General features: G+C 47.9%; 11 protein-coding genes. 4 read left to right on the top strand and 7 right to left on the bottom strand.

Going from position 1 to position 13,439, the window contains the following annotated elements:
* Positions 1-4 precede the first annotated feature (4 nt).
* The 4 genes from ffh to glgX all read right to left on the bottom strand — a co-directional run bounded on the left by ffh (position 5) and on the right by glgX (position 6,598).
* Positions 5-1,333 (bottom strand): signal recognition particle protein, encoded by a 1,329-nt coding sequence (gene ffh / locus HMPREF1222_RS11965; protein WP_016519600.1) that lies wholly within the window; start codon positions 1,331-1,333, stop codon positions 5-7.
* Positions 1,334-1,485: 152 nt separating this feature from the next.
* Positions 1,486-1,929: a nucleoside-diphosphate kinase gene (ndk, locus tag HMPREF1222_RS11960; protein WP_016519599.1), complete on the bottom strand. Its 444-nt coding sequence runs from the start codon at positions 1,927-1,929 to the stop codon at positions 1,486-1,488.
* 59 nt (positions 1,930-1,988) lie between these two features.
* On the bottom strand, positions 1,989-4,442 hold the full coding sequence (locus HMPREF1222_RS11955) for a glycogen/starch/alpha-glucan phosphorylase (protein WP_016519598.1): 2,454 nt from the start codon (positions 4,440-4,442) through the stop codon (positions 1,989-1,991).
* Positions 4,443-4,453: 11 nt separating this feature from the next.
* Positions 4,454-6,598, bottom strand: coding sequence for a glycogen debranching protein GlgX (gene glgX / locus HMPREF1222_RS11950; protein WP_016519597.1), 2,145 nt, complete (start codon positions 6,596-6,598; stop codon positions 4,454-4,456).
* Positions 6,599-6,908: 310 nt separating this feature from the next.
* On the opposite strand from glgX, the gene HMPREF1222_RS11945 reads away from it, so the two are divergent.
* Genes HMPREF1222_RS11945 through holA form a run of 4 tightly spaced genes read left to right on the top strand, consistent with a single transcriptional unit; the run spans position 6,909 to position 10,543 of the window.
* Positions 6,909-8,207: a cyclic nucleotide-binding domain-containing protein gene (locus HMPREF1222_RS11945; RefSeq protein WP_038077301.1), complete on the top strand. Its 1,299-nt coding sequence runs from the start codon at positions 6,909-6,911 to the stop codon at positions 8,205-8,207.
* Positions 8,208-8,256: 49 nt separating this feature from the next.
* The gene (hprK, locus tag HMPREF1222_RS11940; protein WP_006188962.1) at positions 8,257-9,246 is read left to right on the top strand and encodes an HPr(Ser) kinase/phosphatase; all 990 of its coding nucleotides are present in this window, start codon (positions 8,257-8,259) and stop codon (positions 9,244-9,246) included.
* Positions 9,247-9,269: 23 nt separating this feature from the next.
* Complete coding sequence (locus tag HMPREF1222_RS11935) at positions 9,270-9,536, top strand: HPr family phosphocarrier protein (protein ID WP_038077298.1); 267 nt, start codon at positions 9,270-9,272, stop codon at positions 9,534-9,536.
* A gap of 8 nt (positions 9,537-9,544) precedes the next feature.
* Positions 9,545-10,543 (top strand): DNA polymerase III subunit delta, encoded by a 999-nt coding sequence (gene holA / locus HMPREF1222_RS11930; protein WP_016519594.1) that lies wholly within the window; start codon positions 9,545-9,547, stop codon positions 10,541-10,543.
* Between the two features lie 173 nt (positions 10,544-10,716).
* Here the strand turns inward: holA and pgsW are convergent, their stop codons facing one another.
* The 3 genes from pgsW to pgsB are packed head-to-tail and all read right to left on the bottom strand — an operon-like array spanning position 10,717 to position 13,411.
* Positions 10,717-11,823 (bottom strand): poly-gamma-glutamate system protein, encoded by a 1,107-nt coding sequence (pgsW, locus tag HMPREF1222_RS11925; RefSeq protein WP_016519593.1) that lies wholly within the window; start codon positions 11,821-11,823, stop codon positions 10,717-10,719.
* On the bottom strand, positions 11,820-12,278 hold the full coding sequence (gene pgsC, locus HMPREF1222_RS11920) for a poly-gamma-glutamate biosynthesis protein PgsC (RefSeq protein WP_016519592.1): 459 nt from the start codon (positions 12,276-12,278) through the stop codon (positions 11,820-11,822). The genes pgsW and pgsC overlap by 4 nt, the downstream gene beginning before the upstream one ends.
* A complete protein-coding gene (gene pgsB / locus HMPREF1222_RS11915) occupies positions 12,275-13,411 on the bottom strand; it encodes a poly-gamma-glutamate synthase PgsB (protein ID WP_016519591.1) in 1,137 nt (378 codons plus the stop codon). Before pgsB ends, pgsC begins: the two co-directional genes overlap by 4 nt.
* Positions 13,412-13,439 lie beyond the last annotated feature (28 nt).

The following is a 13,439-nucleotide window of genomic DNA, read 5'->3' as shown; positions in this document are numbered from 1 at the left end:
TGCATTACGAGCCCATCAAGCCCATAAGCCGCGCTTGAAGTCCTTTGCTTTTTGCAACCTTCCGCATCGTTTGACGAGTCTTTTCAAACTGTTTTAACAATTTGTTCACTTCGGCGACGGAGGTGCCCGAACCTTTTGCAATGCGTTTGCGGCGGGGCGGCCCGATGATGTGATGGTTTTCCCGCTCTTTGAGCGTCATAGACTGGATAATCGCCTTTTGCCGCTTAAAGCCCGCCTTATCGATATCCTCGGCGGAGATTTGACCGGCAAGCCCCGGCATCATATCAAGCATAGATTCAATCGAACCCATCTTTTCGACATTTTCAAGCTGATCGAGCATATCGGAAAGGGTGAAAGTTTCCGTCGCCATTTTTTTCTGCAAGCGGGCGGCTTCTTCCGCATCGATATTCTCCTGCGCTTTTTCCACGAGCGAAACGATATCGCCCATACCGAGGATCCGCCCGGCAATGCGGTCGGGGTAGAACGGTTCAAAGTCTTCGATTTTTTCACCGACACCGACGTAAAGAATAGGCTTGCCGGTTACGGTTTTTAACGACAGCGCCGCACCGCCTCGCGCATCGGAGTCGAATTTCGTGAGGATAACACCGGTCAGCCCAGCCTGCTCATCAAAGGCTTTTGCGACCTCGGCGGCATTTTGTCCCGTCATTGCATCGGCGACAAGCAGGGTTTCTACCGGATTAACCGCTTTTTTAACCGCGGCAATTTCCTTCATCATCACTTCGTCGATTTGCAGCCGCCCCGCCGTATCGACGATAACGGTATCAAACCCGTTTTTCCGTGCGAATGTAACCGCATTTTGTGCAACCCGTACCGCATCCTTGGTGTCTTCTTTATACACCGGCACGTCGATACGCTCTCCTAAAGAGGAGAGCTGTTCCACAGCGGCGGGACGGACGAGGTCGCAGGCAACGAGCAGCGGCTTACGGCCTTCTTTCTTTAAACGCGCAGCCAGTTTTGCGGCGGAAGTCGTCTTACCGGAGCCTTGTAAACCGAGGAAGAGGATGACCGACTGGGTATCAGGGCCTTTTAATTGAAGGCTTTTCTTTTCATCGCCGAGAAACGAAAGGATTTTATCGTGAACAATCTTAACAAACTGCTGACCGGGATTCACCGATTTTAATACGGTTTCTCCCTTTGCTTCTTCGATTGTTGCGTTGATAAAGCGGCGTACAACACGCAGGTTGACATCCGCTTCGAGCAGCGCAATTTTTATTTCCTCTACCGCTTCTTCAATATTTTTTTCGGTAATGGTAGCCTTGCCGCTTATCTTGCGGACAATACCGCTGAACGTATTGGTAATTTTTTCAAGCATTTTTTAATCCTTAATCGAACATTTAAAGGTAAAAACCTCAGTTTTTTAAAGATGTTCTAAAGATGTTCAAAGTTAATGAGAAAGCTTCTAAAAAATGCAGCGTTTAGAAGCTTTCATTAAGTAACGCTATGGAGTGAACGGGTATCCTCTCGTTAAAACCAGTCCTTATTCCCGTCATTCCAGCTGAAAAATTCTTCCGGCTGAAAGAATAAACCGAGTTCCCGTGCGGCGCTTTCGGCAGAATCCGAAGAATGCACAACGTTGATGTTCGTATGCAGCGCGTAGTCGCCGCGGATGGTGCCCGGTTCCGCATTCAAAACCTTGGTAGCGCCGCAGAGTTTCCGCACAAGCGCAACGGCTTCTTCTCCCTCAAAGGCCATCGCAATTACAGGGCCTGAGGTGATATACTGTACCAGCTCACCAAAAAACGGCTTGTCGGCATGTTCGGCGTAATGTTTTTTCGCAAGCTCCGGACTGATGCGCATCAGCTTCAACGCAGCCAGCTTGAGTCCTTTTTTTTCAAAGCGGCTCAGCACCTCTCCGGCAATCCGCCGCTGCACCACGCCCGGCTTCATCATCACAAATGTTCTTTCCATAATCTATTTTCTCCCGAAAAATAATTGATAAATAATTAAGAATTATGAATTATGCATTCTTAATTATGAATTGGTATTTTTTCCAATTTCCATATATCCCGCACATAATCTTCGATGGTACGGTCTGAACTGAACTTACCCGATCGGGCGATGTTTAGAAGGCACATTTTAGCCCATTTCATCGGGTCGCGGTAACATTCGACAATCCGCTCCTGAGCCGCTGCATAAGCGTCGAAGTCTGCCAGCACGTAATAGACATCAGGCCGCTGGCCTTCTACACCGTAGACCAGCGAATCATACAATTCTCTAAAGCTGTTGTCAAAGGGCGGCGTATAGGTGCCATCGATAAGCTGCGTAAGCGCGCGTGCCAATGCAGGATTGCGGTTTAGATATTCCTGCGGATTATAGCTGTGCTCATGCTCGATCTTTTGAATTTCATCGGCGGTGATACCGAAAATCACGGCATTTTCCGCTCCGACTTCTTCGACAATTTCGATATTGGCACCGTCCAGCGTACCGAGCGTGATAGCTCCGTTCAGCATAAACTTCATATTGCCGGTTCCCGACGCTTCCTTACCCGCAGTGGAAATCTGTTCGGAGATATCCGAGGCGGGGAAAATCTTTTCGGCGGTGGAAACGCAGTAATTAGCCGCAAACACAACCTTTAGTTTTCCTCTAACGCGGTGATCGTTGTTGATGCGGTCAGCGACGGTGTTGATCAGCTTAATGATGAGCTTTGCCCGCCGATAGCCCGACGCCGCTTTTGCGCCGAAGATAAAGGTATGCGGAATAGGATCATACGTCGGGTCTTCGATAATCCGGTTATAGAGCGTCATAACGTGCAGAATGTTTAACAGCTGCCGTTTGTATTCGTGGAGCCGTTTTATCTGTACGTCAAAAATCGAGTTAGGATCGATAACAACTCCCTGCGTCCGCTTGAGGAATTCAGCAAGCCGCTCTTTATTGTGTTTTTTTATCGCGATTAATTCGTTTAATGCTTCCTGATTATCCGCCAGTTTTTCAAGCTGCCGCAGCTGGGTAAGGTCTTTAATCCAGCCGTCGCCGATATGCTTGGTGATAAAGGCTGCAAGCGAAGGGTTCGCGGTTAAAAGCCAGCGGCGCTGCGTAACGCCGTTTGTCTTGTTGTTGAATTTCTGCGGATACAGGTTATACCAGTCGGCGAGTTCTTTGGTTTTAAGGATTTCGGTGTGCAGCGCCGCAACCCCGTTGACGGAGAATGAACCGGCAATAGCGAGCCATGCCATACGGACTTTCCCTTCGCCGATGATGGACATCTTGTTGTGTTTTTTCCAGTCATTGGGATATTTTTCCCGCAGCTCCAGCAGGAAACGGCGGTTTATCTCTTCTACAATTTGATACACGCGCGGCAGCAGCCCTTGGAATATCTCGATCGGCCATTTTTCCAACGCTTCCGCTAAAATCGTATGGTTTGTGTAGGCAAACGTATGGGTAACAATTGCCCACGATTCATCCCAGCCGAGGTGATGCTCGTCCATCAAAAGGCGCATCAGTTCGGGGATCGCTACGACGGGGTGCGTATCGTTCAGCTGAATAACATTGTAACGCGGGAAGTCGGCGAAATTCGTACCGTGTTTATGAATAAACGAACGCATCAAATCCTGTAAACTTGCAGAAGTGAAAAAATACTGCTGCTTGAGGCGCAGCGCCTTTCCCGACGGGCCGGTATCGTTCGGGTACAATACCCGGGAAATATTTTCCGCAGAGTTCTGCTTTGCAACCGCAGCGGTGTATTCCATATTGTTAAAGAGCTGGAGGTCGAATCCATTGGGAGAGGAGGCTTCCCACAGGCGCAGGCGGTTGACGGTTTTGGTGCCGTATCCGATGATCGCCATATCGTAGGGGGTTGCGATAACCTCCTCGGCATTTTCCAACCGATAGCACAGGGTGCCGTCTTCTTGCTGCGTGCATATCGGGGCGCCGCCGAAGCGCACCGTTACCGCTAAATCGTCTCGGCGTATTTCCCACGGATCGCGATAACGCCGCCAATTGTCGGGGTATTCCACTTGATAGCCGTTTTCAATTCGCTGTTCAAACATACCGTACTGGTAGCGGATACCGTAGCCGTGCCCGGGGTAGTCGAGCGTTGCAAGCGAGTCCAAAAAACAGGCGGCGAGCCTACCGAGACCGCCGTTTCCAAGCCCTGCATCGGGTTCTTCATCCTCGATGTCCCGATACGGGGCGGAAAGCTCCGTTAAAAGTTCTTCCATCACGGCGCGCATACCGGTGTTGTTCAGGTTATTCGAAAGCGCTCGCCCCATCAAAAATTCGGCAGAGAAATAATACATCTGCCGTACATCGGGTTGCTCCTGCGCGGCTCTGGTTGCGGATATGTTCGGCTGGATGCTATCCATAACGCTGCTCGCTGCGGCATCATAGAGCTCACGCTTTGTTGCCTCGGATATTTCCTTGCTGAAATTCCGTTTCAACTTGCCTAGAATACTTGCCCGTAAGGTTTCTTTTAATTGAGACATAATCTACCTCGCTATTTCAGAATTAACACGACGGCTGTCGCGGCTAATACAACATATTTTTGCTGATTTTCCGACAGCGGCGCCTGTTCGGGATCGGTAAAATCTTCCCCTGCCGGATAGGATGTATCGATCAGCCGATACCAATGCTTTCCTTGCGGAGGAGGGCATATCGTTGCAGTAACGTCTAAACTACCGCCGTTTAATATGATGTAAAAGCTGTTATCATCGCGTTCGGCTCTCGTTTCCGCCGCGGAACCGTCAAGAAAATACGCTAAAAACGATGAAGGTTGGTTCCAATCGGGGGTATTGCCCTGTGCATCATACCAGCTGATATCTTGCTTACGCCGGTCTCCGGATTGCGTTCCCGTTAAAAATTCCGAACGCAGGAACGCCGGATGCTGTTTGCGCAGGCGGATCAATTTTTTTACAAAGGTCAGTATGTCGGCATTGCTTTGTGTCAGCGACCAATCGAACCAGCTTATCTCGTTGTCTTGGCAGTAGGGGTTGTTGTTTCCCCGTTGTGTCCGCAGTACCTCATCTCCGGCAGTTAGCATCGGAGTTCCCAGCGATAAAATGAGCGTTAGCAGGATGTTTTTTGCTTTTTGCTTCCGTAGGGTTTCGATGCGGGTGTTTTCGGTTTTCCCTTCAAAGCCGTTGTTATAGCTGCAATTAAAATCGGTACCGTCCCGATTGTCCTCTCCGTTCTCTTCGTTGTGTTTTCTATCATAGCTTAATAAATCGTAGAGGGTAAATCCATCGTGGCTGGTAACAAAGTTGATGGAATGGAAAGGCTTGCGTCCGTTGCCGGAGTACAAATCGGCGGAACCGGTTACGCGCGTTGCAAGCTCCCTAGCATGGGAGGAATCGCCGCGCCAAAAGAGGCGCACATCGTCGCGGAAACGGTCATTCCATTCCGCCCACCTGCCGCCGGGAAAATTCCCTACCTGATAGGCGCCGCCCGCGTCCCACGCTTCGGCGATAATCTTTGTTTTTCTCAATATGGGATCTTCGGCAATATGCTCCAGAGTAGGAGGATTGTCCATAAGCCGCCCTTTTTGATCCCTGCCCAAGATGGAGCCGAGATCAAACCGGAATCCGTCAACGTGCATTTCGATAACCCAGTACCGCAGGCAGTCTAAGATAAAGGTCTGCACAATCGGGTGATTGCAGTTGAAGGTATTGCCGCAGCCGGAGTAATTCCGGTAATAGCGGGCGTTATCTTCTAATATATAATAGATGATATTATCCAAACCGCGGAACGAAAGGGTCGGACCGAATTCGCTTCCTTCCGCCGTATGATTAAATACGATGTCCAGAATCACTTCGATACCGTTTTTGTGCAGCTCGCGCACCATCCGTTTAAACTCGAATACAGCCCCTACACCTTCACGGTCGGAAGCATACGACGATTTAGGTGCAAAGAAGGCAATGGTACTGTATCCCCAATAATTTTTTAACAGCGTGCCTGTTCGCGGGTTAATTCTGGTCAGTTCGTTTTCGTTAAATTCCTGAATGGGCAGCAGTTCAATGCTGGTAATACCGAGTTCTTTTAAATACGGGATGGTATCGATAATGCCTTGATAGGTTCCCTTATGTTGCTGAGGCGCATTGGGATGGCACGAAAGTCCTTTTACATGCGCTTCGTAGATGATGCAGTCTTTTAGCGGATAATTGAGCGGATGGTCACCCTGCCAGTCAAAATCGTCTTGAGCTACCGCGATGCATTTGGGAAAATGAGCAGGAGACTGGCGGGTTAAAAACGCAAGGTCTCCGTCTATATGAGGAGGAGGTGTCTGCGCGGAAAAGTTACCGCTAAAAGATTCCGTATTGGCAAGCCCCCGCGAGTATGGGTCGAGCAGATAGTTACCGGCGTTAAAACGCATTCCCTCGTATGGGGCAAAGGGGCCGTCGACGCGGTAAAGATACAAGGCGTTCTTCGGTAGGCCTTTGACAAAAACGTGCCAGATATCCCCTGTTTTATTCGTCTGAAGGTCAAAAGTGTATGAGCAACAAGGCGCGGAATCTTCGGCTTTTTCAAAGATATCCAACGTAACCGAAAAGGCATTACGGGAAAAGATACTGAAATTCACACCGTCGCTATAGACGGCAGCGCCGGCAGGAAGCGGAGAGCCGGGTAAAAACGATAAGGTTTCCATGAATGAATCGCAATGTAGCACGAAAAATAAAATTATGCTATACTCTCTCCCAGCACAGGGTAATCGCACCAGACTGTTTTTTACCACCCCGTGGAATAAAGAGGTTGTTCAAGCAGAGCTGCCAAGGATGGCAGTGGTTCCATGCAGCAGCGATGTTTTGTGCACGCACAAAACTCGCCTTCCACTGTTGTACACGGATGTACAACAGTGGAAGATGGTTCAAATGGTCTCACAGCCTATTTATTCTACGATTTTTATCTGTTCTATCTGGTGCGCTTCCCCTGCTTTTCTAAAATTAAAGGTAAAAGTTATGAAGAAGATTCCGATTGTCAGTACCATTGTAAGCACCGTAGAGGCGATGCAGCAGGCATGTAAGCAGTCAAACTTTAGTATTATTTCGCAGCAATTACAAAGTTATACCGAAGCGCTTGCTGCTTTTCGATATGAGATGCCGGAAATCAAGATTATCGATTTCGGCGATCCGTCTGTTCATGCAGAAAAATGTCTTAAAATCGTAAAAGATGATCCGTGGTTGCTGTTCGGAGGCGTTATTGCAATTACCGATTCGCAGGAGCAAAAAACAACACTGACACAGCGGAAAGAGCCTAACTTTTTATTTGTTTTGACTCGCAAGGAATTTGAACAGTATGTTGCGCAGATTATTAAAATCTTAAATTCCCACGAACATTTTTTAGTCAACCGCGGTATGAGCCATCCAGCCAACGAACTGGAACACGGCAGCTTTACGAGCGAGACCGACCCGTTTGAAATTATGTTCTATGCAAATCTTATTTCTACTTACCTTTATAATACCGACCGCGTTAACGAAGCGGAACGGAGCGCCTTTCAGGGAGCAATGATGGAGCTGCTCCTCAATGCCGTAGAACACGGTAATTGCAATATCAGCTACGATGAAAAAACCGAATGGCTCAAGCAGGGAAAGGATGTGCTTGAACTGATTAGAATAAAGCGGATGGATCCTGCCGTCGGAACAAAAAAAGTTTTGATTACTTATGACATTTCCCCTGAACGTACGCGAATTAGCATCAAAGACGACGGTCCGGGATTTGATTGGCGTTCCGCTCTTGACGCACCTTTTGAGGCGGGCTTACACGGCATGGGTATTAAGATGAGTCAGAGTTTTGTAAAAGAACTCTACTATAATGATGCCGGAAACGAAGTCTCATTTGAAGTTCCCAACCAGAAGGACAGCACAAACCTAACGCCGGCGATTTTGAGGGAACAGGAAACTCTCCATTTTAATCACTTGCAAGTGGTATGCCGTCAAAACGATGAATCGAACAATCTCTTTTATATCCGCTCCGGCCGCTTTGCCGTCTATGTCAACAATACGCTTTTAACGGTGCTGACGCCGGCGGACATTTTTATCGGGGAAATGGCATTCCTCACAAACGATACGAGGTCGGCAACGGTTGTTTCAATCGGAAAGGGAACATTGGTTAAAGTACCTAAGATGAAATTTATGAAACTAATCGAAGCCTACCCCCATTACGGCATCTTTTTGTCGCGTCTGCTTGCCGATCGCCTTGCACGCCAATCACGCGAAAGCGCATCGTTAAAAACAGAACTCAAAGCCTTGAAAGACTGAACCCCACGCGGCATTTACAAAGACCCGCCGGTTCGGTATACTCGCATACATGCTTTCTAAAAGTTTAACGGTGCTTGAATTACTCGATCTCGACTTAACGGAGCACGATGCGCTTCATCTGCATTGCGTGTGCGGGCAGAACGGTTTGACGCGCAGCATTACCGTTGCGGATTTAAACCGCCCGGGACTCGCGCTTTCAGGCTTCTTCGATTCCTTTGCCTGTCAGCGCGTCCAGTTGTTCGGCAGAGGGGAATGCGCCTATTTACAAAAACTTATCGAAAGCAACAACGTCGAAAACATCAAAAAGATGATGACGCACAATATTCCCTGCTGTATTTTCTCTCACAACATCTCTCCCTCTCCGGTATTTTTAGAGCTGGTTCGGCCGACCGGCTGCCCCATATTGCAGACGGATCTTTCCTCCAGCGAGCTTTCCGTGCGGCTGATGCGCGTTTTGTCCAATGTGTTTGCCCCGACGGTGGCAATACACGGCGTTCTGGTAGAAGTATACGGACTCGGTATTCTCATTTTAGGCGATTCGGGGGTCGGTAAGAGTGAAACGGCGCTTGAGCTTGTAGAACGGGGGCATCGGCTGGTTTCCGACGATGTCGTAGAAATCACTTGTATAAACGGAAACAGCTTGATCGGACGGGGCGCCAACAAGATGATCGGGCATCACATGGAAATACGCGGACTCGGCATCATCAACATCATGCAGCTCTACGGAGTCCGGTCGGTCAGAGAGCAAAAACAGATACAGCTGGTGGCTAAGCTGGAAGAATGGGACTCGCATAAAGTGTATGACCGCATCGGTACCGAAGAACTTACCACCGAGATATTGGATGTAAAACTGCCGTTGTTGGAAATACCGGTAAAATCCGGACGGAATATTCCGATTATTTTAGAAACAGCCGCGATGAACGAGCGGCTTAAAAGTATGGGCGTTTATTCCGCGAAGGAATTTAATCAAAATATTCTGCGCTGGATGGAAAGCGATACGAGCCGGGTACCTTATTATTCGGCGGATGATACGTACTGATGTACGTACTAAGGGAAGAAGCTATGGTAACAAAAAAGATTATTGTGCAAAACCGCGCCGGAATCCATGCGCGTCCTTCATCGTTGATTGTACAAACGGCAAATAAATTCCAGTCGAATATTATGTTTGAAAAAGAAAACGTTACCGTCAATGCAAAATCCATTATGGGTGTGATGACGATGGCCGCAGGGTACCAAACCGAACTAACTCTTTCCGCCGACGGCGCCGACGAAGCCGAAGCACTCGCAGCGCTTGAACAGCTTTTTGCCGCAAAATTTGAAGAGGAATAACCGAACGGATGAGTGCTCCTTTATGGCTTTTTACCGGCCCCGAATTGGGCGAGCGGAACGATGCGCTCGAAGCGCTGCGGAAGAATGCGGAAAAAAAATACGGACAGCTCGACAACCATCTCTTTTATGCGGCAGACACCCCCATATCGGTTATTCTGGACGCCGTTCAGAACGGTTCCCTGTTTGCGGAGGCTCGGTTTGCCGTTGTCAGGAACGCGGAAGCAATCAAGAAAAAAGAGGATATCCATGCACTTACGCAATGGGTTGAACAGACACCTGCGGAAGACGGTGCTTTTATAGTACTGATCTCCGATGAAATCGGAATTGATAAAAAAATTGAAGCGCTGGTGCCCAAAGATCACAAAAAGATATTTTGGGAACTGTTTGAAAATAAAAAACAGGAGTGGCTCCGCCGCTTTTTTGCACAGTCCAAGATCAACATCGAGCAAGAAGCTATCGAGGTGCTGCTGGAGCTGGTAGAAAACAACACCGAAGCGCTCAAAACCGCCTGTGCCCATATCAGCCTCTTTTTTGAACCGGGAACAACGCTGACTGCAGAAACCGTTGAGCGCTTGCTTGCGCATAACAAAGAAGAAACGCCATTTACGCTTTTTGATGCGCTGAGCAATGCCAATCTGGAATATGCGCTGAATATCCGTCAAAAGCTGACCCTTTCAAAAGAATCCTCGCCGGTGCAGCTGATTGCGGGGCTTACCTACTGCTTTAGACGGCTGCGCGACTGGCATACCCTTGCGCAAACCGGCGGATTGGATGATTTCAGCTTAAAAAAAGCAGGCTTTACATCGAAGAAAGCAATCGAGCAATACCGCCGCGCAAGCAGGCAATGGAATGAGCAAACCGTACACCGCATTATCTCGCTTTTAAATAAGACCGATATGCAGATCCGCGCAATGGGGCAAGAACTCTCGGGTATTCTGCTCGATGCATGCCTCTACAGCATTATCTGCAATCAAGGACGGGAATTGGCAGCTTATAGCGAAACATAGTTTAGCATTTCCGCTTACTTAAACCCCTTAAAAAATACTCTATTGGAAAACCTCTAAAAACTTAAGTTTTTAGAGGTTTTCCTTAGATTTAATTTGCGATGTTTTATTTTAAGTCATTATAATATAAAGACTTAAATAAAAACTCGTTATCAGCTTTGCTGATGAGGCATCTTCTAAAAATCTAACCGAGTTTTTAGAGATACCCTATTCAGTATCAAAGCGGCGGCAAATAGAGCGAGTATCAGATAATTCCTGAAATGCCCGCCCGTGCGGTAGTATATCGGGGCGGTTCCGATTTCAGGCAGCGTAACGGGATCGAAGGGCAGCTGATAGTACAGGGCAATGCTTTTTATATTGAGTAAGTAGAATACCGGGACACCGGCTTGTAAAAATTTTCCTACCAAGCCGGTTTGTATTGCAGTCCCAACCGGTAAGCGGATTTTTTCCGTGTCGATGCTGTCGGTATACTCCCCCAACGAAAGGAGGTTGCCGCCGATATTGATAAAAGCCTTAACCGCATTGGGTGAAGCCGCTGTAACTGCAGTAGCTGTAGGCGCAGCATTCATATACAACGCATACCGCTCTGCAAGATTTTTTTCAAAATCAGGCTCGTACAAAAAGATAAGCCCGTAACCGTCAAGCCGCTCTTTTATGGGGTCTATAACCTCCGCCTCAAATTCTTTTCCGGTATCTCCTGCGCCTCCTAATGAATAGGCAATGGTTTTGGTCTGTATCAGCTTTTTACCATATAAATGCCGTTCCATATCCAGATAGGTAAAATCTTCTCTGTTGCCTCCATAGGTAGAAGCCCCAACGGAAGTTACCATAACGGCGTTTAATTCCAAGGTATCCGCTACGGCAATAAAGGCAAGGTTCAGCGCCGGAAAAGAGCTGGAACAATTAGCCGCAATGCAGTCTCCCTTTTGCAATCCCGCTTCTTTAAAAAGCCTTACGAGCAGCGCTGCAAAATCGGGATTAACCGTTGTCCGCTTGCTTTCAAGATTGCCGAGCGTCGTGGTAATACCGCTCCACTCCAAACCGATAAGTCCGCTATCCAGCCTATCAACTGCAGGGTCTATTTCAATGCCTCGTCTGTGCATCTCCAGCAGGATTTCTTGCTGCAAACGCTGCATCTTTTCGGCAGCAGCAACCATTTCAGGATAAAAACGGTGCTTGGCGGTAAAGCTTTCCGGTTTTATCCCGTAATAGAGCAGCAAAAAGAGACCTGCCATAAGCACAAGGGCATAGGTTATACTGTTATATGAAAGCGTTTTTTTCATATACCGACCCCCGCTGCAGACAACAGCTCATATACTGCTTTGATCGCCACAGCAACAATAATAAGCGCTGCCGATGTCCGCGGAATACCGTTCCGGTCAAATTCCTGCGCCAAAATGCCGGGAATAATAATCCCGATACTATGAACATTGAGAAAATAGAGCTGATGGACATGCAGAACATGAAGATTAGCATACTGTAGGATCATCTTTATGATAAAGCTGACGATAATGCACACGGCAAACCGCCTCCTGCCGTACAGGATGGTGTACCGGGAAAGGAGTTTCAGCAGCAGTAGGGTTAGAAGACTGATACCGGCTGTTACGCTCAATTTTAGGGGGTCATCTAAGTAGAGGGCAAAATACGCGGGGACAATAAGTCCGCCGGGTGAAATTTCCGTTATTTCGTAAAAGACAATGCTGATGATTACGCCTAGTGTGAGGATGTTTTGTATCATACGCATTCCCTGCCGTTTTTTTCAAAATAGTCGACGAGCTTTTTACCGGATCTGCAAATATTGCCTGCTGCAAATACTACCGCATCGCAGTCGAGCGTATCAAAATAAGATTCATCCGTAAGCATGATAACTTTTGCGCGGTCTACGGTATGCTCCATTAAGCGGTTGTAAAAAAGCTGTTGACTTTCTCCTGAAACAAGGACGGCATCGAAGAGCTGCTGATGCTGTACGGTAAAGCTGACGTACTGTGCCAAGCGGCTCAGCCTATCGGCCCTATTATTGATAAGTAAAAACTTTTTATGCTGCCAATACGGCTTTGTCATACTGTTTTTTAAGATAATCTCCGTGGAACAAGGATCGTTTGCAGCTAAGGTGTTGATAAAAAATACCGTGCTGCCTTTTGCGTTGCGGTATGCAACGACCTTCAAACTCCCCGGATCTTTATAATAGGATTTCATTGCAGGCAGGGCTTTTTGGGTGTCAACGCCGAGATACCGGCAGATTTCGAGTGCAAGGGCAACATTGTCGGGAAAATCGATTTCCCGGTATTGTTCAAGCTGTTCACCGCTTAAAAACGCACGGCTATGCCGACTGGCACACACCTGCCGGAAAAAAGGAAAATACGCTGCATCCGCGGTAAAAAATACAGCGTTTGTAGGGATGGTTTGTGCAAGAGAGTGCGCAATACTATCGAGGCTGGCACCCATCTCATCAAGATGATCTTCCCGGACATTGGTAATTGCGGTAATGTCGGCAGTGAGGATGCGCTGCTCACAGATACGCTGCAGCTCCGGTTTTACCGCCATACACTCTACAACAAGCACCTCAGCATTTTGTCGGACAGCCCAATGTACGGCTTTGATTTGCTCGCGGATATTGGCTTTTCCCTGCCGGTTAATTTCCCGCTCAACTGCATCCACATCTATGATACGGGGAGCGGTACCGGTTGTTTTGGTAAACACCTTGTACCCGCCGCCCCGCAATCCGGCATCCACTAAACGGCACAAAGTTGACTTTCCCCTCGTCCCGTTTATATGGATAAGATATTTTAATTTTTTTCTTTCATGTTTAAGATACCGGTATTCCGCGCAAAGATAGAGAATATAGAGCAGCGAACATATCACGAGTACCATGGAACTTCTCTATCTTTACGCAGGCAGC

Source organism: Treponema vincentii F0403 (genome assembly GCF_000412995.1).
Taxonomy (GTDB): domain Bacteria; phylum Spirochaetota; class Spirochaetia; order Treponematales; family Treponemataceae; genus Treponema; species Treponema vincentii.
This window is presented reverse-complemented; position numbering and strand designations above follow the sequence as displayed.